General features: G+C 42.2%; 18 protein-coding genes. 8 read left to right on the top strand and 10 right to left on the bottom strand.

Going from position 1 to position 23,686, the window contains the following annotated elements; translation table 11 throughout:
* Positions 1–76: 76 nt before the first annotated feature.
* Together ACI4L0_RS06820 and ACI4L0_RS06815 are read left to right on the top strand one after the other, a co-directional pair.
* A complete protein-coding gene (locus tag ACI4L0_RS06820; RefSeq protein WP_439799423.1) occupies positions 77–1,624 on the top strand; it encodes an ATP-binding protein in 1,548 nt (515 codons plus the stop codon).
* The gene (locus ACI4L0_RS06815) at positions 1,608–3,683 is read left to right on the top strand and encodes a hypothetical protein (protein ID WP_439799422.1); all 2,076 of its coding nucleotides are present in this window, start codon (positions 1,608–1,610) and stop codon (positions 3,681–3,683) included. Before ACI4L0_RS06820 ends, ACI4L0_RS06815 begins: the two co-directional genes overlap by 17 nt.
* Positions 3,684–3,816: 133 nt before the next feature.
* Here the strand turns inward: ACI4L0_RS06815 and ACI4L0_RS06810 are convergent, their stop codons facing one another.
* Positions 3,817–5,055, bottom strand: a complete 1,239-nt coding sequence (locus tag ACI4L0_RS06810; RefSeq protein ID WP_439799421.1) for an ATP-binding protein — start codon at positions 5,053–5,055, stop codon at positions 3,817–3,819.
* Positions 5,056–5,245: 190 nt separating this feature from the next.
* Here ACI4L0_RS06810 and ACI4L0_RS06805 point away from each other — a divergent pair, with 190 nt between their 5' ends.
* Together ACI4L0_RS06805 and ACI4L0_RS06800 are read left to right on the top strand one after the other, a co-directional pair.
* A complete protein-coding gene (locus tag ACI4L0_RS06805) occupies positions 5,246–6,022 on the top strand; it encodes a Cof-type HAD-IIB family hydrolase (RefSeq protein ID WP_439799420.1) in 777 nt (258 codons plus the stop codon).
* Between the two features lie 71 nt (positions 6,023–6,093).
* A complete protein-coding gene (locus tag ACI4L0_RS06800) occupies positions 6,094–7,086 on the top strand; it encodes a DNA-methyltransferase (protein ID WP_439799419.1) in 993 nt (330 codons plus the stop codon).
* Positions 7,087–7,212: 126 nt separating this feature from the next.
* On the opposite strand, the gene ACI4L0_RS06795 is transcribed toward ACI4L0_RS06800, so the two are convergent.
* Both ACI4L0_RS06795 and ACI4L0_RS06790 read right to left on the bottom strand, forming a co-directional pair.
* The gene (locus ACI4L0_RS06795; RefSeq protein WP_439799418.1) at positions 7,213–8,490 is read right to left on the bottom strand and encodes an O-acetylhomoserine aminocarboxypropyltransferase/cysteine synthase family protein; all 1,278 of its coding nucleotides are present in this window, start codon (positions 8,488–8,490) and stop codon (positions 7,213–7,215) included.
* A 259-nt stretch (positions 8,491–8,749) separates the two neighbouring features.
* Entirely contained in the window at positions 8,750–9,424 is a 675-nt protein-coding gene (locus ACI4L0_RS06790) for a helix-turn-helix transcriptional regulator (RefSeq protein WP_439799417.1), read from the bottom strand.
* Between the two features lie 187 nt (positions 9,425–9,611).
* On the opposite strand from ACI4L0_RS06790, the gene ACI4L0_RS06785 reads away from it, so the two are divergent.
* Positions 9,612–10,115, top strand: coding sequence for a flavin reductase family protein (locus tag ACI4L0_RS06785; RefSeq protein ID WP_439799416.1), 504 nt, complete (start codon positions 9,612–9,614; stop codon positions 10,113–10,115).
* A gap of 299 nt (positions 10,116–10,414) precedes the next feature.
* Here ACI4L0_RS06785 and yfcE read toward each other — a convergent pair whose 3' ends face one another.
* Both yfcE and ACI4L0_RS06775 read right to left on the bottom strand, forming a co-directional pair.
* Complete coding sequence (yfcE, locus tag ACI4L0_RS06780; RefSeq protein ID WP_439799415.1) at positions 10,415–10,990, bottom strand: phosphodiesterase; 576 nt, start codon at positions 10,988–10,990, stop codon at positions 10,415–10,417.
* An 87-nt stretch (positions 10,991–11,077) separates the two neighbouring features.
* Positions 11,078–12,247 (bottom strand): type III PLP-dependent enzyme, encoded by a 1,170-nt coding sequence (locus tag ACI4L0_RS06775; RefSeq protein WP_439799414.1) that lies wholly within the window; start codon positions 12,245–12,247, stop codon positions 11,078–11,080.
* Positions 12,248–12,466: 219 nt separating this feature from the next.
* Between ACI4L0_RS06775 and ACI4L0_RS06770 the strand changes: the two genes are divergently transcribed.
* Positions 12,467–14,695 (top strand): radical SAM protein, encoded by a 2,229-nt coding sequence (locus ACI4L0_RS06770; protein ID WP_439799413.1) that lies wholly within the window; start codon positions 12,467–12,469, stop codon positions 14,693–14,695.
* 1 nt (position 14,696) lies between these two features.
* Here ACI4L0_RS06770 and rlmB read toward each other — a convergent pair whose 3' ends face one another.
* The 5 genes from rlmB to iorA all read right to left on the bottom strand — a co-directional run bounded on the left by rlmB (position 14,697) and on the right by iorA (position 19,805).
* On the bottom strand, positions 14,697–15,476 hold the full coding sequence (rlmB, locus tag ACI4L0_RS06765; RefSeq protein ID WP_439799412.1) for a 23S rRNA (guanosine(2251)-2'-O)-methyltransferase RlmB: 780 nt from the start codon (positions 15,474–15,476) through the stop codon (positions 14,697–14,699).
* A 71-nt stretch (positions 15,477–15,547) separates the two neighbouring features.
* Positions 15,548–16,051 (bottom strand): YchJ family protein, encoded by a 504-nt coding sequence (locus ACI4L0_RS06760; RefSeq protein ID WP_439799411.1) that lies wholly within the window; start codon positions 16,049–16,051, stop codon positions 15,548–15,550.
* Positions 16,052–16,149: 98 nt separating this feature from the next.
* The gene (locus ACI4L0_RS06755) at positions 16,150–17,391 is read right to left on the bottom strand and encodes a phenylacetate--CoA ligase family protein (protein ID WP_439799410.1); all 1,242 of its coding nucleotides are present in this window, start codon (positions 17,389–17,391) and stop codon (positions 16,150–16,152) included.
* Complete coding sequence (locus tag ACI4L0_RS06750) at positions 17,388–17,954, bottom strand: indolepyruvate oxidoreductase subunit beta (protein ID WP_439799409.1); 567 nt, start codon at positions 17,952–17,954, stop codon at positions 17,388–17,390. Before ACI4L0_RS06750 ends, ACI4L0_RS06755 begins: the two co-directional genes overlap by 4 nt.
* 24 nt (positions 17,955–17,978) lie before the next feature.
* Positions 17,979–19,805 carry an indolepyruvate ferredoxin oxidoreductase subunit alpha gene (gene iorA / locus ACI4L0_RS06745; protein WP_439799408.1) on the bottom strand — a complete coding sequence of 609 codons (1,827 nt, stop codon included), beginning with the start codon at positions 19,803–19,805 and terminating at the stop codon, positions 17,979–17,981.
* Between the two features lie 237 nt (positions 19,806–20,042).
* On the opposite strand from iorA, the gene ACI4L0_RS06740 reads away from it, so the two are divergent.
* A complete protein-coding gene (locus tag ACI4L0_RS06740) occupies positions 20,043–21,500 on the top strand; it encodes an Hsp70 family protein (protein ID WP_439799407.1) in 1,458 nt (485 codons plus the stop codon).
* 30 nt (positions 21,501–21,530) lie between these two features.
* The gene (locus ACI4L0_RS06735) at positions 21,531–23,642 is read left to right on the top strand and encodes a flagellar assembly lytic transglycosylase (RefSeq protein WP_439799406.1); all 2,112 of its coding nucleotides are present in this window, start codon (positions 21,531–21,533) and stop codon (positions 23,640–23,642) included.
* The last annotated feature ends 44 nt before the right edge of the window (positions 23,643–23,686 follow it).

Below are 23,686 nucleotides of genomic sequence, written 5' to 3'. Positions count from 1 at the left end.
GATAAACATTTACTTGATCAATTGATGTTCTCTTTATATCCGGAACCAAAAACGATTTATAGAGAATATATTCAAAATGCGACTGACTCTATTTTTGAAGCTGAATTATCAGGCATATTACCCCCCCCCAAATGAAGGACATATTACTGTAGATATTAATGAAAATAAGCAAGAAGTAAAAATTTGGGATAATGGAAAAGGTTTGCCTCAAAACGATGCAGAGACAATTCTTAAAGATATTTCTGTAAGCACTAAAAGAGATAAAGATTATACTGCTGGATATTTTGGAATAGGAAAATTTGTAGGTGCAGGTTATTGTCAACAAATGACTTTCAGAACTACAACAAAGGGCGAAAATGTTATTTCAGTTTTAACTTTTGATGTAATTAAAATCAGACAGATTCTTGATGATCCATCAATAAATATGTCACCAAACGAAGTTATAGATACATGTACTGTTTTTTCTACTGAAAAGAAAGATAAAATAGATGAACATTTCTTCGAAGTAATTTTATCTCAAATTAGACCTGAATATGTAAATCTTTTATTATCCGAAGAATTAATAAAAGACTATTTAGTTCAAATAGCTCCGATTGATTTTAAAGCTCCTTTTAAAACGAGTTTATTTTATTCAAGCTTAGATAAAAACGATGAAAAAATTCAAAACATTGTAAAAGACCTTCGCTTCGTGAAATTAACATTAAACAAAAATGTAGATATACGAAAAGATTATGGTTTAAAGATTGAAGGAACAGATGATAAGATCAAAGAAATACGATTCTTTATGATTGATGAACCAAAATATGGTGATTTAGCTTGGGGATGGTATGCAGTAACTCCTTTCTCTACTCAGATTGCAGAAACAAATACTTCAAGTCTTACAAGAGGTTTGAGATTAAGAATTAAGAATATTCAAATTGGTTCTGAAAGTTTCTTTGACGGAACTGAATATTTTAAGGAACCAAGAGGAAATAAATTCTTTAATGGTGAAATACATGTTTTAAACCAAAACATAAAACCTACTTCAGACCGTTCTGATATTCAACCAACTACAGAAGGTCAGTTATTAAAACGAAAAATTCACGATTTTTGTATTACAGAATTAGGACCTGTATATCGAAATGCAAATGCCGCAAAAACTGCAATACAAAATTATGAAAAATCTGTACAAGAATTAAATAAAATTCAAGAAAAACCAATTACAACAGATTATACGAAAGAAGACAAAGAAAAAGAGATTTCAACTGCTCAAAAGAAAACAATAAGAATACGTGATGACCTTCAAAAACGCGTAATAGATAAAGAAGGAAAAACAGAAGGCGAAAAAGCTGTTCTTGATATCTATAAACAAAGAGCAAAACAAATTTCAGATTCTTCAGATCATGATGCTCTACCTCCTTTTAAGACTCCAGAGACAACTGAAGATATAGATTCTCCAAAAACAGAAGAAAATACCAGCGAGAAAAAAGATATATTTGCAGAACTTAGGTCGAAGTATAATGAAGATGAAATGAAAATGATTGAAAAAATTTTCGAAATAATTGATGTACATTTTTATACTGATGCCTATAAGAGAGTTGTGGATCCTGTAAAACGAAAGATATTAAGTGAGCTTAAAAAATAACATGGGACAACAAGGAAAGAAAAAAGTACTCTTAATAGAACCAAATTATAATAATAAATTTCCACCAGTTGCATTAATGAAACTGGCAACATACTATAGGAATCTTGGAAATTGGGAAGTAGTTTTCTATAAGGGTGATTTAAAATTATTTGTAATTGAGCGTATTACAGATAAATTAATTAAACAGCTTAATGCTGTAGAGACTGGAAAAATTGATTGGTTTTACCATCGAGAATTGTTATTTAATTATTTAAAAACAAGAAAATCTGTTTATTTAGATTCTTTACCAATAAAGGATTCTGAATCAGCATATTTTATTGAAACTGCAATTCAAGAGGCAAAAGATTTTTATTGGAAAGGTAAATGGGAATCTGAACCTGAATGGGATAGAATAGGTATCACGACTCTTTTTACTTTTTATTGGGATATAACAGTAGATACCATTAATTTTGCAAAAAAAATGGTAAAAAATACAAAAGATTTAATGGTTGGTGGTGTTCTTGCTTCCATCCAACCAGATGAAATCGAAGCTGCAACTGGGATTAGACCTCATGTAGGATTATTAAATCATCCTGGCGATTTAGATGAAGGTGATACACAAATAATCGATGAACTAGAATTAGATTACTCGATTTTAGATGAAATTGATTATGAATATCCTATGACAAATGCATATTATAGATACACTACTCGAGGATGTATTAGAAAATGTCCATTTTGTGCAGTAACTACTCTTGAACCTGTTTTCTGTTCGTATATTCCATTGAAAACAAGACTTGAACGAGTTGCTAGATTATATGGAGAACAAAAAGATCTTCTCTTAATGGACAATAATATTTTAGCATCAAAAGATTTTGCAAAAATAATTAATGAAATCAAAGAATGTGGTTTTGAGAAAGGTGCAACGTTTAAGAAACAAAATCTATTGAACATAGCTATACAAAATTTAAGAGACGGACTTAATGATAGAGCATACATTAAGAAAAGCTGGAAATTGATGTATGAGTTTTATAAAAATCTTACAGATAAGGAAGAATCATTTAGAATATTTTGTATTCTTGAAAAGTATTACTTAATTAGTCCGATGACTCTAAGAAAAGAAAATGTGTTAGCAGCTTATGAAGAAATAAAAAATTCATACAATTTACACTTCAAACCAGGAAATGGTTCTAGACGCTATGTGGATTTTAATCAAGGTGTAGATGCACGATTATTTACTCCAGAAAAAGCAAAACTTTTAAGCTCAATTGCTATTCACCCATTACGAATTGCGTTTGATGATTTAAAGACAAAAGATTCATATGAGAAAGCCGTTAAGATGAGTGTTGAAGCGGGAATTACTGATTTTTCAAATTACTTACTATACAATTTCAATGACCATCCTGATGATTTATATAGACAATTAAAAATTAATGTTCAGTTATGTGATGAATTAGGAGTTAGTATTTATTCTTTCCCTATGAAATATCATCCAATAAAAAAGACAGATGATATGGATCAGGATTATTCTCATAATCGTGATTACATTGGTAAACATTGGAATAGAAAATATATAAGAGCAATTCAATCCATATTAAATAGTACAAAAGGAAAAATAGGCCGAGGACGCTCATATTTTAATAAAGCATTTGGCAGCAGTTTAAACGAATTTCATAAATTATTAGACATGCCAGAAACTATGATTATTTATAGATTCTTTTTTGATTGGCTCGGACAAGAAGAAGGTCATAATGCTGCAGTAAAAATATTAGGTTCTGATGATATTTGTAGTTGGTCTACTTCCAGTTGGTGGAATGCATATGAAAAATGCAAAGACTCTTTATCAACCAAAGACTGGAAGAAAGTATTGGATTATATTCATAAAAATAAGTTTTCTGAAGAATATCCAATTAAGAATAAAAAGGCAGAAAAATTATTGGATTTCTATACAAAAAATAAAAAGAACATGGTTGAGACAGACTCAGATTTTATGAAATTAAAGAAAGCTTATGATGAAAATCCAATAATAAAAAATAGGATGCACGGACATAAGCCTTCGGGGGCGTTCGTCGTGCGGTAATGCGTAACATTGTTCTTTCAGTGCTTGCTGCAGGGAGGGGCTCCTTCCTCTTTTGTTTTGAAATTATGAACTGCAATTTAACTGGCTTATTTTCTTTTTTCGGCTAAATCAGAAAGGGTAATTGCCAGTCTGTTTATTCTGCCTGCGGTTCTAAAAGCCAGTTGATTATATTTTTGTGAATGATTCCGTCATAGCTTGCCTCAGGGATAAAATCATCGAGCGTAAGAAGAAGTTTTGGATAATTGTCTTTGATATGCCGCAACGGCTTTAATTCGCGTTCAAGTACGGCACTGTCAAGAACTGTCACTGAAACCTGTATGTACATAAAGTCCTGACCATTTTTTACGACAAAATCAATTTCTTCCCTGTCTGATTTTCCAATCATTACAGTTGAATAACGGCGTCGAAGTTCAAGATAGACAATATTTTCAACAAGATGCCCAAAATCATTTGACTGCGCATTTGTCATTATATTCCTAAGCCCTGTATCTGCAATATAATATTTTTCCAGCGTCTTTAAAACCTGCCTGCCGCGAATATCAAAGCGCGCCACCTGATAAAAAATAAAACTGTCACAGAGAGCGCGGACATACTGTTCCACAGTATTTACAGAAACTTTCCTGCCGCTTGAAATGAGCGTATCCGAGATTTTTTTTACCGACACCTGACTTCCGACTGAATCACAGATACATTTTATAATTTTTTGAAGCAAAAGAATTTCATTTATTTTTTCACGGACGGCAACATCTTTTATAATGATTGTGTTCAAAATTCCTTCAAGATAATCCCTGACAAGCTGCATATCATCATTTATAAACGCCAGATACGGAAGCTGACCGCAATTCATATATGTACTGAAAAAACTTTTTTTACTGTCAGGCGAAAGCGATGAACTGTCAGCGTTTTTAAATTTCAAGTATTCCTTGAACGAAAGCGGCAAAACCTCTATCGTTATGTAACGCCCCGAAAGCAGCGTTGCAAGTTCGCCGGAAAGAAAATAAGCATTACTGCCTGTCAAATATATATCGACAGACGGCTTTAACGAAAGACTGTTTATTGCCTTTTCAAAACCTGCACAATTCTGAACTTCATCAATAAAAATATATGTATATTTATTTTGAACAAGACGGGCGCTGATATAGTTATACAACTCGCTAGAATCAAGAAGCGCCGAATGAGCCATATCTTCAAGATTTAAATAAACAATCTGATTTTCCTGAACTCCCGTATTTTTAAGATGAGCGATGAACATCGTAAACAAAGATGATTTTCCGGCACGGCGTATTCCGGTTATGACTTTAATGACTTTTTTTTCACGCCATTTTTCAAGATGATTTATATATGTTTCGCGAGTGATTACGTTTTCTTCCACATCTACAGACTACAACTATCAGTGTTTTCTGTCAAGTTTTTTCTCTACAGAATAAAAACTTGTAATTTTTTACAACTTTTTTCTCTATAGAATAAAAACTCGCTGTTTTTTACAAGTTTTTTCTCTACAGAGAAAAAACTTGTAACTGCCAGCCCCTTGCCCGATTTTTCATTTCAAGTTAAACTAATTTATGGAAACAAAACTCATCTTATCAGACCTTGACGAAACTCTGCTCCACTCAGACAAAACGATTTCTGACTATTCAGCGCAAATTTTTGAACAATGCAGACAGCGAGGAATTCTTGTAGGCTTCTGCACATCACGCGGCAAACCGAACATCATTCCGTTTGAAAAGAAAATCAATCCCGACATCTGCATCTGTAACGGAGGCGCAAGCATTTACCGCAACGGAAATCTGCTCCACGCCACTTCATTTTCAATCGAAGAAACGCGCGCACTTTTGAAAACTGCCGGAACAGTATGCGGCGCCGACTGCGAAATTACGGTTGACACAATCGACAGAATTTTCTGGAACAGGCAAAAGGACAAATCAACTGACTATGCGGATAATTCAATTTACGATGATTTTGAGAATTTTGTTCAGCCGGCAATGAAAATCTGCGTTCAGACTGACGACCCCAAAAAAGCAAAGGAAATTGCGCAAAGCGTTACAGCCTGCGACTTTCTGCCGTTTTCCGACATTCCCTGGTACAAATTTTCACCGGCAAGTGCGACAAAAGAAAACGCCATTTTAATTCTCTGTCAAAACCTGGGCATTTCACCGCAGGAAATTCTTGCTTTTGGCGACGACTTCAACGACATCGGAATGTTAAAGCTCTGCGGAAAAGGAATTGCAATGGGAAACGCAATTCCGCAGGTAAAGGAAGCCGCCGACGGCATAACAAAAACGAACAACGAGGACGGCGCTGCGTGTTATGTAGAAAAAGAGATTTTACTCAAAAGTTGAAATTGCAGCAATGGATATTTTAGTGTAAAAAAATTATACTGTTCGACAATATTTACTGAGGAATTTTTTTTATGGAAAAGAAAGAGCGCGCTGAAAACAACCGCACATTGACATTGGCAAATGAAGAAATCGAGCCTCTGCGGAAAAAACTGCTGACTGAAAAAAATATCACAGTAAATACAGATGTTGTTAATAAAACTTTAAATGGCAATGTCCTGAGCATGCTGAAATATATTCCAGACGAATTCGCAGATTTAATAATCATTGATCCGCCTTATAATCTGTCAAAAAATTTTAATGGAATGAAATTTAATTCTCGTTCAAACGACAGCTACGATGAATATCTGGCAAGGTGGTTTCCTGAAGTTTGCAAAAAGTTAAAGCCGGACGGCTCTTTGTATATGTGCGGCGACTGGAACTGCACTTCCTCCTTGCAGCGGGCAATAGAAAAAGAATTGACTATTCTAAACAGAATCACATGGCAAAGGGAAAAAGGCCGCGGCGCAAAATCAAACTGGAAAAATGGAATGGAGGATATTTGGTTCGCTGTAAAAAATCCAAATGATTATTATTTTGATGTTGAATCAGTTATGATAAAGCGGAAAGTTCTGGCGCCTTATAAGCTTGACGGAAAACCGAAAGACTGGACTGAAAACGAGGACGGAAATTTCAGATTAACCTATCCGTCGAATTTCTGGGATGATATTTCTATTCCATTCTGGTCAATGCCGGAAAACACAGACCACCCCACTCAAAAAAGTGAAAAGCTTTATGCTAAACTTATTTTAGCTTCTTCAAAAAAAGGTGATATTGTTTTCGACCCTTTTTTAGGAAGCGGAACAGCAAGCGTTGTTGCAAAAAAACTTGGAAGAAAATATTGCGGAATTGAGCTGAATGAAGAATATTGCCTGTGGGCCGAAAAACGCCTTGAGCTGGCCGACTCTGATAAAACAATACAGGGATATTCTGACGGTGTTTTCTGGGAAAGAAATACACTTGCCTTGCAGCAGAAAGCATCTAAAAAATCAGATTCAAAAACATCAACTGGTTTGGAATCAGAATAAGTTTGTTTTTTATAATGCATAAGAATCTTTTCTTTATCACCACAACTTATACAAAGCCGTCCAATCTTCTTTTGCAAAGTGAAGTGCAGAAAGGACGGCTTTTATATTGCAGAAAAACTTTTTTCGTTAAATCGCCGCAAGTCCGCGGTCTATGTCGGCGATGATGTCGTCCACATTTTCAAGGCCGCAGCTGAACCGTACCATTCCGCCGTCAATTCCGGCTTTTACAAGCTGTTCGTCTGTAAGCTGGCGGTGAGTTGCGCTTGCGGGGTGAAGGACGCAGGTACGAATGTCCGCAACGTGAACTTCATCGCTTGCAAGCTGGAGTGCGTCCATAAAACGCACTGCGGCACTCCGTCCGCCCTTTATGCTGATTGAAATTACGCCGCTTGTTCCGTCGGGAAGATATTTCTGTGCAAGGTCATAGTAGCGGTCGCCCGGAAGTCCCGGATACGAAACGGAAGCAATTTTGTCAGACTTTTTAAAATATTCAGCGACTGTCCTTGCGTTCTGGCAGTAGCGCGGCATTCTTACGGCAAGCGTTTCAAGTCCCATATTCAGATAGAACGCGCTCTGGGCAGCCGGATAACAGCCGAAATCCCTCATCAGCTGAGTGCGTGCCTTTACGATGTACGCCGCCTTTCCAAAATCCTTTACATAGCAAAGTCCGTGATAGCTTTCGTCAGGTTCGACCATATCGGCAAATTTATGCGTTTTTTTGTACGCATCTTCCCAGTCAAAATTTCCGCTGTCAACAATCGCACCGCCGCCCTGAACAGCGTGTCCGTCCATATATTTTGTCGTTGAATGAATTACGATGTCTGCGCCCCACTCAAACGGACGGCACAGAACAGGAGTTGCAAAAGTGTTGTCCACAATAAGCGGAACGTTGTTTGCGTGCGCCGCCTTTGCCCATTTTTCAAAATCGAACACCGTAAGCGCCGGATTTGCAATCGTTTCGCCAAAAACACATTTTGTATTCGGCTTGAACGCCTTTACAATTTCGTCGTAGCTTGCGTTTACGTCAACCCAGATACATTCTATTCCAAGTTTTTTAAGCGTAAAACCAAAAAGATTTATTGTTCCGCCGTAAATTGATGACGAAGCAATAAAACTGTCGCCGGCAGAACAAAGATTTAAAATTGAACAGAGCGTAGCCGCCTGACCGCTTGAGGTAAGCATACAGCCAACGCCGCCTTCCATATCGGCAATTTTTTTCTCGACGGCATCGCACGTAGGATTTGCAAAGCGCGAATACATAAATTCAGTAGGCTTGTCAAAAAGGGCTGCAACGTGATCGCAGGAATCAAAGCGGTATGTCGTACTCTGAACGATAGGCACAACGCGCGGTTCTCCGTTTTTAGGACTATAGCCGGAATGTAAACATTTTGTTTCGATTTTCATAATTACCCCAGGAAAAAAAATCAGGTTAAAATTTAACCGTTCGTTGCCTCATTTTACCGTAACAGGATAGTTTTTTCTATATTTTTCTAAAAATCGTCTGTCAAAACTCAAATAACAGCAAAATTTTCATAATAATTTTTCGGGCGTGCCCCGCCTTCGGCGGGTCGGGCTATTCAGGGTTCCGCTATCGCTCCATTGCTTCGCAACGGCTCCGCCGCCCTTACTATCCCTCACGCTGTAAGCTCGCAAGCGGGCAGCTCTATTTACAAGCAATATACACATCCATTGTTTCGCCGGCAGTTTCAAAGCATGGAATAATATTTTTATCTTCGTGTTCCCAGCCGTTAACTTTCATAAAATCATTCAAAGTCCTGTACGCTCCGGGAATTGTAGAAAAAGGATTGTCGAACGGATGTTCAATGTGAATTGCGGCATAGTTATGTTCTTCCTGCTGATATATTGGAAGTTCCTTGCACTCTATTTTAATTTCATCAGGCAAAATCAACGCCGCTGTGTAACCATGCATATGATAAACATTTTTCTGTTCCTGCGAAAGAAAAGGAAAATCCCAGCCGATTACTTTTGGGTTTTCAATTCCAAACTTTTTTGCATAAGTAAAAATCCTGTTCAGTGCATCATCTTCCGGGCAAGAACTTAAAACAGTATGCATTATGTAACGAAAAGCCTTGACTTTTTCTAGCCGTAAATTTGAATACATTTTATCAGAAACAGGCATTACATCCCTAAAAAGATTATCCAGAGAACAGTTGAAAATTTTGCACAGTTCCAGAGCCTTGTCCATTTCGGGCAATGCTTCGCCGGTTTCCCATTTAGAAACAGTCTGCCGGCTCACATTCAGTTTTTCCGCCAGATCTTCCTGTGTAAGATTTTTGCTTAAACGTCTTAAATATTGAAGGTTTTTACCAAAATCCATATCTTCTCCCTTTAATTTATTGCTGTTTTACGCAATGTTTTATAGTGTGTTTAACTATATCATAGAAGTATGATAAACACTAACAATTTATACCTGCTTTCTCTGCCAAAAATGCAACTTCAAGTTGCGATTGAAAAATAAAAAATAAATGATATAATTTACAAAAAACTATGACAGATGCAGACAAATGAAAGAAATTACAATCGAAGAATTCAACGAAAACCCTTTTAAACTTATTGGAAAAGACTGGCTTTTAATAACCGCACAAAAAGATGATAAAGTTAATACTATGACGGCAAGTTGGGGCGGTACAGGCGTTATCTGGAATAAAAATGTCGTTACCGTTTATATTCGCAATTCACGCTATACAAAAGAATTTGTTGACGGCGAAGATCGTTTTTCTTTGTGTGTTTTACCAGAAACTTACCGGAAAGAACTTGCATATTGCGGTAAAGTGAGCGGTCGTGATGAAGATAAAATTGCAAAATGCGGATTTACCGTTGAACATAAAAACGGAGTGCCGTTTTTCAAAGAAAGCCGCCTTGTCATTAACTGTAAAAAACTTTATGCCCAGCAAATGCAGGCAGACTGTTTTACAAAAGAAGGAAAAAATCTCCCACAAACTTTTTATGCCGACAACGACTGGCATATTATGTACATAGCAGAAATAGAAAGCATTTTTGTTGCATAATAAAATATAAATCCCTGCAAAACTTAAAAAAAATCAAAAAATTCTCCTGTTTGGTATAACCCCGGTATTTACAACCGGAGTTATACAATAATACATAAATCAATATCTAACGGAGGATAAACAGATGCACGGTTTAATGAACAAAGTTATTATGGCTTTTACCATTGGAACGGCGGTTACGTTTTTCACAATCATTTCTCAACCAAGCGAAAAAGTGGGAAAAAAGACGGGTGATTGAAAAACACACCGCTCCCAACCCCTGCTTTTTTACCCGGCACGGTCAGCCTTGAAGCAGATTTTTAAAAGTGAAGGCTCTCGATTTTTTTACCGCCCATAGAAAAAAGCGTTACTTCGCCGTTTTCATATACGGCAAATCCTGCTTCCGTTCCGCCTTTAGGCAGTGCGGCAGACCCCGGATTACACACGATAATTCCATCTCCCGTCTTTTCAAGCGTGCTTACGTGCGTATGACCGTAGAAAATCACTGCCGGCGCCTCCACCAAAGGCTTCGCTGCTCCCGGCACAACCGCCGTTCCGCCTACAAAAGGCGCATATACGTGCCCGTGCGTACAGAAAAGCGTAATTCCGCCGTCAACAATCTGCACATAATCGCCTGTCGTAGGAAAATCAAGCACCATCTGGTCAACTTCCGCATCGCAGTTTCCCCTGCACGAAAAAATCTTCCCTGCAATACCGTTCAGCGCATCTGCTGCGCCTTTTGGATTATGCCCCTCCGGAAGCGGATTTCTTGGACCGTGATAAAGCGTGTCGCCCAAATTGATTAACCTGTCACATTCCATCGACTGAAAAAACGACAGGATTTTCCTCGCGGCACTTTCCGAACCGTGAATGTCAGAACAGATTAGATATTTCATAAAATCTCCGGTTGCTTTCGTAATGGCTTTTATTCGCGCGGAGGGTTTAATGCCTCGGCACGTTGTATTTTGGATTTCCCCGTACTTTTACATAAAATACGTTTTTATCGGCGGAAAACCGTTGAACGCGACAGATGCATACGTGGAAGTGTACGCGCCGGTAGAAAGCCAGTACACCTTGTCGCCGGCTTTAAGCGAAACAGGCAGCTTGTACTTTGCATTTTCATACATAATGTCCATACTGTCGCAGGTAGGTCCGGCAATAATCACTTCGCCCTCTTTTTCGCCGGGCGCATCCTTGCTTGTGACAACAGGATATTTTATTGACTCGTCAAGAGTTTCTATAAGTCCGTTGAATTTTCCCGCGTCAAGATAAACCCACCGCGCAAGGGCAGTATTGTTCTTTCGTGAAGTAAGGATTACCTCGCTCGTAAGAATTCCGCTGTTTCCCACAAGAGAGCGCCCCGGCTCAAGAATAATCTCTGGAATGTCGTCTCCAAAATCGTCGTGAAGATAGCGCGTAATTTCGGAGGCATAAACGCTAAGCTCGTTCGTCGGGTCAATGTACGATGCAGGAAAACCGCCGCCCATATTTATCATAGAAAGACGGATGTTTTCTTCTTCCTCAAGGGAATTAAAAAGATACTTCGCCTTTGCAATCGCATCATTCCACTGACCGATGTCGCGCTGCTGGCTTCCCACGTGAAAACTTATTCCGTAAGGTGTAAGCCCCAGATCACGCGCCATCACAAGCAGGTCATACGCCATATCCGGGTGACATCCGAATTTTCTGGAAAGAGGCCAGTCCGCCGTAGCAGAATTTTCCACAAGAATGCGGACGTAAATCCGGCTTCCCGGAGCAAATTCTGCAATATTCTTCAAGTCGTCCTTGCTGTCCGTGGCGAACATACGCACGCCTTTTTCAAAAAAATATTTTATGTCCGCCGCTTTTTTTATCGTGTTTCCGTAAGAAAGACGCTCCGGCGCAACATTGAACTTTGAAATCAGGTCAAGCTCATACCGGGAGGCAATGTCAAAGCACGAACCCATCTCGGAAAGCATTTTCAGCACAGGCTCGCCGGGATTTGCCTTTATGGCATAATAAATTCTTGCATACGGAAAAGAATTTTTCAGGCTTATAAAACTTCTTTTTACCGTATTCAGATTGATGACAACATTCGGAGTTTCAAGATCCTTTGAAAACTCCAGAAAACGCGCCCAGTCCTTGTCACTAACATAATCTTTACGATTAAACATTGCAAACTCCCATAAAACGGAATGAAGAAAATTCTTCGCTTTTCGGAATTTCCTCAAGGCAGAAGTTTTTTCCAACGGTAGCTGATACTAGCAAATTTCACCCGTTGAATAAATAATTTTTAAGAAATTTTTTTAAAAATTTTTCAAGTTGCCCGTGCACTTCCGGCTCGTGCGAATGTTGATTTGACACAGCCTTTTTATGCAATTAAAATGCAGGGAATGGATGTAGTTATAATTCAGCCTCCGTTGGTTCAGCTCAATTCTCCTTATCCTTCCGGGGCTTATCTGAAGTCGTTTTTTTCCGGCAATGGCCATAATGCGCTCTGGCTTGATTTGAGCATTCAGCTAGTACATTCAATTTTTTCAAGGAAGGGGCTGCAAAAACTTTTTTCGCTTTCTGAAAAAAAAGCTCTGGAGCTTGCCGCTTCTTCGGAAAAAAAAGGCGACTTTGAAACTGCAAGAAATCTCAGGCGATATATTTTTCAAAGCGGACTGTGGATTGAGTGGATAGATTTTATAGTTTCGCTTCTGTGCGGAAAGCAGAATCCCAGCACTCGTGAGCTTTGCCACCGTTTTGTTTTAAGCCCCTATGCGCCGCGCGGAAACCGCATGGAAAATTACATCGACAATCTCGGTGAATTCCTGACAGCCGACCATGCCAGAAATCTTGCAAGCCTTGCGCTCGAGGATTTGGCGGATTATATTTCGGTTGTGTTCGATAGCAATTTTTCGCTTGTTCGCTATGCGGAAAGCATTTCGGCCGAGGGGGCTTCTTTTGCGCAGATTGAAGCCGGGCTTGATTCTCCTGTTCTTGAGCATTTTTATCTTGATGTCCTGGAAAATTCGATTTCAGAAACCGGCATTGAAAAAAACAGCAAAACGCTCGTTTGCATTTCAGTTCCTTTTGGCGGAACTTTTGTGCCGGCGCTTTTTACAGCCAGATTTCTCAAAAAAAAATACGGCGGAAAAGTTTTTATCTGTCTTGGCGGCGGCTTTGTGAACACGGAGCTCAGGGAATTCAGAAATCCTGATTTTTCCAGGTATGCGGATGCAATAAGCTATGACAGGGGCTACGGCTCGTACAAGAATTTTTTTGACAGATTTTCCGGCGGAGATTTTTCAGGGGAAGACAAAATTTATAAGATGAGAATTTTTACAGGCTCAAAAGTAATCGAGCCGCTTCTGTCTTCCGAGCTTTATGAGAAATTTGAAAACGAGCAGACCGCCCTGACTGTTCCCGATTATTCAGAAACGGACTTTTCAGCCTACCCGAGAGTTTCCGATGACAGCAATCCAATGCAGCGTTTGTGGTCGGACGGCGCATGGATGAAGGCTTATCTTGCGCACGGATGCTACTGGCACAAGTGCGCATTTTGCGATGTGTCCCTTGACTATGTGGCAGCTTTCCGTCCGGTTCAGACAGCCAGGCTTTTCAGCGGTCTTAAAATTCAATCTGAAAAAACAGGTGTCCGTGGAATTCATTTTGTGGATGAAGCGATGCCGCCTTCTGCAATGGTGGAATTTTCAAGGCTGAACATAAAATCTTCCGCGGGATTTTCCTACTGGGGAAATGTGCGTTTTGAAAAGCTCTACTCGCGCGATATGGCGGAATTTCTTTCTTACGGCGGACTTATCGGTGTTTCAGCCGGAATAGAAATTGCGACCGGCTCAGGGCTTGACAGCATAAGCAAGGGAACTGATCTTGATTCGATTGTGAGCGCGTGCTGTGCTTTTAAGGAAGCCGGCGTTCTGGTTCATGCCTACATGATTTACGGTTACTTTGGGGAAAATGATCAGGACACTCTGAATTCAATGGAAACTCTGCGGCAGTTTTTTTCCGCCGGGCTTTTGGATTCCTGCTTCTGGCACAAGTTTGTTTTGACAAGACATTCAAGAATTTACAGCGAATGGAAAAACGGAGAACACCGCAGCCTGAAACCTTCTGCCCTGGAAAATTCCGGAATGTTTGCGCAGAACGGTCTTCATTTTGAGGGAGAGGAAAAGTCTGCCAAATTCGGGCAGGGATTGAATTCGGCTGTCCAGTGCTGGATGCGCGGAGAAAAAATAGAAGTTCCGGTGGAAAAATGGTTTGATTTTAAAGTTCCCCATCCTGACATTCCCCGGAATCTGATTGAAAAATCGATTGAGCGTTACGAGCGCCGGAGAAACCAGGAATGGAATCTTCCGCTTGATATAAAAAAATTATTCTGGCTTGCAGGAAAAACTGTGTTTTCGGACGGCACTTTGATGTGGAATTACATGCAGGAGGACTATTCTGTTCAGACGGATTTTTCTTCCCGGGAGAAGTCTGAATTCTGCCAGGCGCTTTCTATGCTTTCACCCTTGGAATTCAGCAGCGAGCGCATGGAAAATTTTCTGAGGGAAAACCCCGGCGCAATGAAAATCCTCCGCTTTATGAGAGGCAGAGGGCTTGTGATGCTGGCTTAGGCTACAGGGATTCTATGCTTTGCCTGTGCACTTCATAGAGCAGCACACCTGCGGCAACTGAAACATTGAGGCTGTCTATTTTTCCGCACGTTGGAATAGAAACAATGGAGTCGCACTGTTCTCCCAGGAGCCTTGCGATTCCGCTTCCTTCGCTGCCCATGATGATGCATGTTTTTTCCGGGAAACGGATTTTTGAAATGCTTTCACCGCCGGCGTCTGCTCCGTAAATCCAGAAGCCCGATGCCTTTAAAATCTGCACGGCTCTGACAAGATTCGGAACTTTTGCAACTTTGACCCAGGAAACCGCCCCTGCGCTGGTTCGCGCGATTGTTTCGTTGGAGCCAATATCCGCGCTTCTGTGGTCTGGAATCACCATGAGGCTTGCCCCGAACTGATCGCATGAGCGGATGATTGCCCCCACATTGTGCGGATCTGTGATGCTGTCAAGGACAATTACAACAGCGCGGCCTGGACATTCTGAAATCCACTGCTCCAGCTGGACATGGCAGTCTGAGCTTTCTGTTTCGCCTTCAACCAAAAGGACAATTCCACGGTGGCTTCGGGCGGATTCAGGAAGCTGAGCTGTCATTGAGTCAAGTTTTTTTTCATCCACGGAAAATGTCTCAAACCCGGCTTCCTTTGCAAGTGAAAGTATTTTTTTTACTCTTGGCCCTGGCTTTGAGTAGTAAACCTGAAGACTGATTTCCTTTGGCTTTGAATCTGAGTACAGCCGGATTTTTTCTTCCACGGCATGGAAGCCTGTATATATAGCTTTTGACATAGAATCCTGTTTTTATGCGGCTTTAGGGAACGGGGCTGTATGAATTTTACAGCCTCATAACTCAGAAAGCCTTAGTTTTTTCCGCAGCAGTTTTTATATTTTTTTCCGCTTCCGCAGGGGCATGGCTCGTTGCGTCCGATTTTTCTTCCCTCGCGGACTACAGTTGTGGGGCGCAAAAGTCCTTCGCTGTAGAACCATTCGTCGTTGATTTTTTTGAAGCCGCCGATTTCATGGTGGATATCATGCATTCCGTTGGATGTGTATTCCGCCTCAAATTCCACTATGCCTTCTGTGTCGCTTTCAGTTCCCTTTTCGGTGCGCAAAATTTTTAGACCGTGCCAGGTGCTTTTGTTGCTCCAGTCTTCTGTTGCCTTGCGGTCAATTTCCGCTATTTTTTCGTTTTTCTCGCAGCTGTTGATAATAAAGTCAATTTCGTGCTTGACATAGGAAGTGTAGCGCGCCCTCATAAGCTGTTCCGCTGTTTTTGCCTTTTCAATTCCCTTGATGATTTTTTCGCAGCAGTCAGCGTATGTTTTTCCTGAGCCGCACGGACATAAATCTTTTTTGTCGCTCATAATTTCTCCAGAATAATTTTTTTGGGAACCTCTGAAAATTTTCGCTTTTCAGAGTGCCCCTCATTTTAGCAGTTTATTCAACTTGTTGCAAATTTGGCTCAGTTGTCACGGTAGTCTGTCACACGCTTCGTTTTCTTTTCGCTTCGTGGAAGAGTTCCAACCGGCACTATTGTGATTTTTGGTGTTACACCGATTTTTGACTTGAACAGCTCGCCGATTTTTTTTGCGGTGTCTTCAAAGCTGACCCGTCCTTCCGCTTCCGCAGTCAGAATCATGACATCCTTGTTTGCTCCGTCATCATGCGCAATGGCTATGGAATATTCGCTTGAAACGCCGTCTACATTTTGGAGCAGCTCTTCAACCTGGCTCGGGAACATATTCACGCCGTGAACCTTGAACATATCGTCGCTTCTGCCTTTTATCATGTCGATTCTCGGGTAGCGGCTTTTGCAGCTGCACGGCTCAGGTATGATTCTTGAAATGTCATGCGTCCGGAAGCGTAAAAGCGGAGCGCCTTCCTTTACGAGTGTTGTGATTACGATTTCGCCCTCTTCTCCGTCCGGCACATTTTTTCCTGTTTTGGGGTCGATTATTTCTATATAAATGTAGTCGTCCCAGTAATGAATTCCGCCTTCCTTTCCGCAGCTGATTCCGATTCCGGGGCCGTAAATTTCAGTAAGCCCGTAAATATCATAAAGTTCTATTCCAAGCTCTTCCTTGATGTATGCGCGCATTTTCTGCGACCACCGCTCTGATCCAAAGATGCCTTTTTTGAGATGTATTTTGTCTTTCAGTCCGCGCCTGTTGATTTCTTCGGCGAGAAGAAGCGCATAGGATGAAGTAGCCGTGATGACTGTTGACTTCAAGTCCTGCATCATCTGAAGCTGCTTTTCTGTGTTTCCTGGCCCCATTGGAATTGCCATTGCCCCGAGCTTTTCGCAGCCTGCCTGAAATCCTATTCCGGCTGTCCATAGTCCGTAGCCCGGTGTAATTTGAATTCTGTCGCTCTTTGTGATTCCTGCGGTTTCATAGCAGCGGGCAAACATAATCGCCCAGTCGTCAACATCCTTTGCAGTGTAGGGAATGATGACGGGCTTTCCTGTTGTTCCTGAGGATGAGTGTATCCTTACAATTTCTTCGTCAGGAACGGCCTGAATTCCAAGGGGATATGCATTGCGCAAGTCATCCTTGCTGGAAAAAGGCAGGGCTTCGAATTCCTCCTGGCTTGATACTCCGCTGATGTTGTGCTCTCTTAGAATTTTTCCGTAATAGCTTTCGCCTGCCACAAGCCGTTTTATCTGCCTGTCCACCTGAGCCAGCTGCTGTTCGTTTAGTTTCATGATTTTCCTCCAAAGCCTTTTTCCAGGGCCTTTATGTTTATTTCTGCCAGCGCAGGCTTTACTGTAGTTCTTACAGCTTCGATTGCGCTCTGCATGTTTATTCCTTCTATTCCGTGCGAAAGTGCCGCTCCCAAAAGCACTGTGTTTGCAACCTTAGGAGTGCCCAGCTCCGCGCATATTTTCTTTGAGTCCACTATGTGAAGCGAGGCGCAGTTTTTTTCAAGAAATTCCAGAATGTCTAAGCCGCCTGAATTTTCTGCTCCTGTCGCAATATGGCTGTTTACTATCATCGTGCCGTTTTTTTTCAGGTAGCGGATATTTCTTGCGGCCTCTGTCATTTCAAAGGCGATAATCATGTCTGCCTGTCCGAATGGAATCAGCGGCGACCAGCAGTCTTCCCCGATTCTCACATGGCTTACAACCGAGCCTCCGCGCTGCGCCATTCCGATTGTTTCCGCCGAATGTACGGTAAGCCCTCCAAGAAGCGCGGCCTGGTCAAGAAGCTTTGCCGCAAGAACAGTTCCCTGTCCTCCTATTCCGCATATCAAAATATTTATACTCATTTTTTTACCCTGTTGTTTTTGGAATCAGGCGCCCTGTTGAATTGCCGCCACCGGACATATCTGGGAGCACAGCGAGCAGCCCGTGCAAAGCGAAGAGTCGATTGCAGCCTTTCCGTCTTTAAAGGCGAGCGCAGGACATCCGATTTCATTCAGACATTTTCTGCATCCTATGCATTTGGTGTTTTCAACGCAGAGAGCTGGCTTTCTGAATTCCTTGAATTCTTCCTTGTGCAGAAGGGCAATGCACGGCGACTTGAAAATCACTGCGCTGACTCCTTCGTGTTCGTCGCATTTTTTTATTGCCTCTATGCTTTGCTTCAGGTCGAACGGATTTACCGTGATTACAGGCTCAACTCCTATGGCGGAAAGAATTTTTTCTATGCTGATTTTTCCGCAGATTTCTCCCATCATGGTAATGCCTGTGCCGGGGTGCGGCTGGTGTCCTGTCATTGCTGTTGTAGAGTTGTCCAGAATACAGATAGTCTGCTTTGCCTGATTATAAACCGCATTGACAACTCCCGGAATTCCTGAGGCAAAGAAAGTGGAATCCCCGATAAACGAAAAGCAGTGCCTGTCGTTTTCCGCGTGGAAAAAACCCTGCGCCATGGTTATGTCCGCTCCCATGCAAAGACAGGTGTCGCACATATCAAGCGGCTTGGCGTTTCCGAGCGTGTAGCAGCCGATGTCTCCGCAGTAGACGGTCTTAAGTTTTTTTGTTGCCTGCTTTACTGCATAGAAGCTTGCGCGGTGAGGACAGCCGGCGCATAAAACAGGAGGGCGCACCGGAAGCTGGGGAGGCGAAACTGTGTCTTCCTCCAGCTCAAGATCCAGAAATTCCGCAATGCATTTTTTTGTGATTTCCACGGAAAATTCTCCTGCCTCTGGAACTTTTTTTGCGAATTTTCCGGTGATTTTGTTTGGAAGATGTTTTTTTCCGCAGAGTTTCTCAAGCTCGCTTTCAATAACAGGGTCAAGCTCTTCAATGACAAGAATTTCCTCTGCGGCTTCCAAAAATTCCTGCGCAATGTCAGCAGGGAACGGATAAGGCGTACCGATTTTCAGCAGGGGAATATTTTCTGCCCCGAGAATTTTCAGAGCTTCCTTTACATAGCACCAGCTCACGCCGCCTGCCGCAATTCCTTTTTTTGCGCCCTGAATTTTATTTTCTATGCGGTTGAATGTGCTCTTTGAAAATTCCTTTGGAAGAATGAATTCGTTGCGCTCAAAAATCCGGCGGTGGTTCATAAACGATGTGCGCGGAAAAATAACCCATCTGGCGGTGTCTTTTTGAAAGCCCTCGATTTTTCTTGCCTTCGGAAGCTCCGGGAATTCCATGCTGGCATATCCGTGGTCAACTCTTGTTGTCGGGCGGAGAAGAACCGGAGTGGTGTATTTTTCGGAAAGCTCAAAAGCCGCCTGAATCATCTCAAAAGCTTCTTCCGGGGTGCTAGGGTCAAGCACGGGAATTTTTGAAAACGAACCGTACATCCGGGAATCCTGCTCTGTCTGCGAGCTGATCGGGCCGGGGTCGTCTGCGCTTACAATCACCATTCCGCCCTTTACGCCAACATAGGACAGACACATCGCGGGATCTCCTGCCACATTCAGGCCAACCTGCTTCATTGTAACCAGCGTGCGCGCTCCTGCAAAAGAAGCTCCGGCGGCAACTTCAAGAGCTGCCTTTTCATTTACCGACCATTCTATGTATGCGCCCGTCTGCTTTGCGTGTCTGGCGGCGAATTCTATTATCTCTGACGAAGGCGTTCCGGGATAGCCTGAAATCACATTGACTCCAGCGCACAATGCACCCAGCGCAATGGCTTCGTTGCCCATGACCATTTTTTTTGACATTGTAACTCCGAAAACTAGGAAAGCTCACAGCTTCCCCGGGGAATTTGCAGTTCGCCCGCGTGTTCCCTTTTGTATCTTTTTACAGTAACATGATTTGCCGAATTTTACAATGAGAAAAACATGGAGGCTGAAAAAACTTTGGCTTTTGAAATCCGGCTCGCTCAGTGTTTTTCTAAACATCCGCCTGATTTCTTCCGAAATTCAAGAAAGGGAATTTTTTTACGTAGAGGGCGAATTATGAAGTCTATTGGAATAAAGCTTGCAGACGGAACTTTCTATCCGCTTTTGGAGGAAGGCAATCCTGAAAAGAAAACGATTGACTTGACAACGGTCATGGACAACCAGACAAAAGTGCAGGTGGATGTATATAGAACAGAAACCGGATCACTCGAAGGCGCAGAGTACGTTGATACACTTGAAATTGAAAACCTGAATCCTCATCAGAATGGCGAGCCGACACTTTGCCTTGCAATCGATGTGGATGAAAACAATGAGCTTTCCGCTGAAATTCGCGACCTTGAAACAGGCAAAAAAAGTGAAATTCAGGTCAAGCTTGCTTCCCGGACGCATCTGGACGAAGCTGACTCTGATATTCCCGTTACTATTTCAGATGAAGATCTTGCCAATGCAGGCCTGGAGGATTTTGTTTCGGCCCAGGCAAAAAAATCTGCGGACGACGATTTTCATTTTGATGATTTGAACAGCCCTTCCGCAGAAAAAACTCAGGAGGAAGAGCCGGATGCTGACAAGGAAATTTTCGGAGAGGACAGCCTGAAGCTTCCGGAGTTTGCCGCCGAAGAAAACACCGAGCAGGCTTCAGATGATTTTTCAGCCTTCGAAACCGATGTGCCGGAGCAGATGCCGGAAACGGACGCGGAAATTCAGCCGGAAATTTCTGACACTCAGCCAGATGAAATAACGGGGCTTCCTGATTTTGATGAAACGGAATCAGTGGCTGATACGGACGATTTGAATTTTGACACCGCCTCGCTTTCTGTGGAAGAAAATGAAACGCCCTCCTTTGATGACACTGATTTTGAAATTCCTGATTTTGACAGCACGGAAACAGAAAGCCTTTCTTCCGATGAGGATTTTTCTTTCCCTGAGGATTCTACCCCTGAAATTGATGAGCAGCCCAAGGACCCTACGTTTCAGCCGAACACAAGCATGTTCAGCAACCTTTATGACAAGGAAACAATGGACGGCACTTTGTCTTCGTACAGCGAGGAAGATGAAATAAAAAGAAAAACCAAGGCGCCTGTTATAATCTGCGTAGTCTGCGCTATTATCTGTGTCATTGCGGCATTGCTTGTGCTTTTTGTGATTCCGTCCAGGCTGAATATTCTGGCAAGCCAGCACGCTGAAAATGAGCTTCAGGAGCAGGAATTCCCGGTTGATGAAGAGCCTGTGTCACAGGAGCCGCCTGTGGAAATTTTCCCGGAGCCGCTTCCTGCAAAAGAGGACGAAATTGTTGTGGCGGAAACTCCTGCCGCTGTTATTCCCGAGCCGCCAGCTCCTTCTCCCGAGCCGGTGAAAGATATCCGCTACAAGATTGTTTGGGGCGATACACTCTGGGATATTTCAACAGCTTACTATAAAACTCCGTGGAAATATAAGCGTATTGCGGACTACAACGGCATACGGAATCCTGACCGGATTATTTCAGGAAAGTGGATTCTTATTCCTTCTGAGTAATTTTTTGCATCCTGGTTTTTTATATTATTGATGAAAAAAAATGATCTTTCTATTTGCGCTGAAAATTCCGCTTCCTGTTTTTTTTCTTCGGAAAAGGGAAGGGGAAATTTTCTGCGCCGCTTTGCGTTTGCTGGCTTTCTTGTGGCTCTTGCCGGGCTTGCGGGATTCAGCTGCGCACAAGGAAATTCCCTTCAGAAAAAATACGGGCATGACTCTGCGTACTTTATGGGGCTTCTTTCCCTTGAAAGCAAAAATGAGCGCCGGGCAGAATTTCTTTTGCAGCAGGCGGAAAAAAAAGCTTCTCCGCTGGTTTCCCGGCGTGCAATGGAAGCCTTGTGCGGAATTGGAAATGTCCAGGAGCGAATAGCCAGAAGCTGCGCCCTCTACCAGAAGTTTCCCGATGACGAGAGTCTTCTTGCGGCTCTGCGTGAACTTTTCCGCGGCGGAGAATATGCGCGCATTGTCCGGCTAACAGATAAAATCGATGTAAAAACTTCTCCGAATGAAAGCGTGTACTACAGGCTTTTTTCCATGCATAAAAAAAATGATTCCAGGTTTGACTCTGAATTTTTTGAGTGGTGCACTTCCCGGAGTTTTCAGAATTTTCATTACAGGCTTTTCTGCGAGACATTTTCGCCCGCTGAAACAGACAAGGCCCATGTTCTTCAGCTGAGAGCGGATGTCTTCAATAAAAACTATGCCGCCGCATATTCTGTGGCAAAGGCTGTTTTAAAAAACAGGGACTTTTTTTTGCCGCAGGTGATGAGCGACACGGGAAAGGCTTTTCTGTACAGCTCGCCTGATTTTTTTTCAGATGCGGCATATCTTGATTCCCTGAGGAATTCTCTGCCGGCTGAATGTCGCTTTTATGCTGATTTTTATTCTGGGAGGCTTTATGATAAGGCCGACAGATACAGAATACGCGCGCTTTCCCGGTTTGAATCTGCGATGCAGGAAGCTTCTGCTGACGGTCAGTTTGACAATGCGCTTTGGTATTACCTTAACTGCCAGATGAAAATTTCAATTCCCCGGACAATAGATGCCATCGGGAATTACAGAGATTCCTGGAAAAATCCTTCGTACTTCGATGATTTTTTTGAAACGCTTTCAGTGCGCCTGCTTTCCCTGCATGCCTGGGATGATTTTTTTAAAACCGCGGATTTGATTTACGGAAAAGCAAGCCCTGAAATCTGCGCCAAGTTTTCGTATATTTCAGCGCGGCTCATACAGGAAAAATTCATAAAGCTTTCTGATTCTTCGGCGGAAGAAAGAAAAATGTTCGAGCGGGCATTGCACGGCGGAAGCGATATTTACTACCGTTTTCTTGCTGTAAAAAGTCTTGGGCTGGACAGTTCTGGCGAAGCGGCGGCTGTTTTTTCAGCGGGAAACAAAAATTCTTTTGCTCCAGATCCAGAGGCTGAAAGGCTTTTGCTTGGCTATGCGGAATTCGGGCTGAAGGAAAATTTGTATTCAGAATATCAGAGGCTTCAGGATAAAATCGGAATGGACTGCGCGGAAAAAATCGCGGATTTCCTGAGCCGGTGCGGAAAAGAACAGCAGAGCATTCGCATCGCATCCCGCCGGCTTTTTTCCCGGGACAGGGATTTTAGCACAAGCCTTCTGGAGCTTGCATTTCCGCGGTATTTCCGTGAAGATGTTGAAAAGTCGTGCAGGGATTTTTCCCAGCCTGAGTATCTTTTGTATGCCCTTATAAGAAGCGAAAGTTTTTTTTATCCTGAGGCAAAAAGCAGCGCAGGCGCAAAGGGGCTTACGCAGCTTATGGACGGAACAGCCGCGGATGTTGCGCGCAAGCTCAAGGTGGCGCAGTATGATTTGACGGATGCGGCTACCAGCATAAGGTTCGGGTCTTTTTATCTTGAGGAGCTACGGCGGCGGCTTGACGGTTCTTCCATGCTTGCGGTTTTTTCTTATAACGGCGGAATTTCAAGAGTCCGCTCATGGGTAAAAAGCGCAGCTCTTGAATTTGGCACTTCTTCCCTTCCGAGCGATTTATTTCTGGAGGCGATTCCTTTTTCAGAAACAAGGGAATATGGCAGGAAGGTTGTTTCCGCGGCGGCAATGTACGGATATCTTTACTACGATTTGAGCATAGCAGAGGTTGTTGAAGAAATCATGAAATAAAACTAGAATGTCTGTAATTTAGATAGCTTTAAGACGGAGATAAT

Source organism: Treponema sp. (assembly GCF_051883275.1).
Lineage (GTDB): Bacteria > Spirochaetota > Spirochaetia > Treponematales > Treponemataceae > Treponema_D.
Note: the sequence above shows the minus strand (reverse complement) of the source record. Positions and strands in the feature narration are given on the sequence as shown.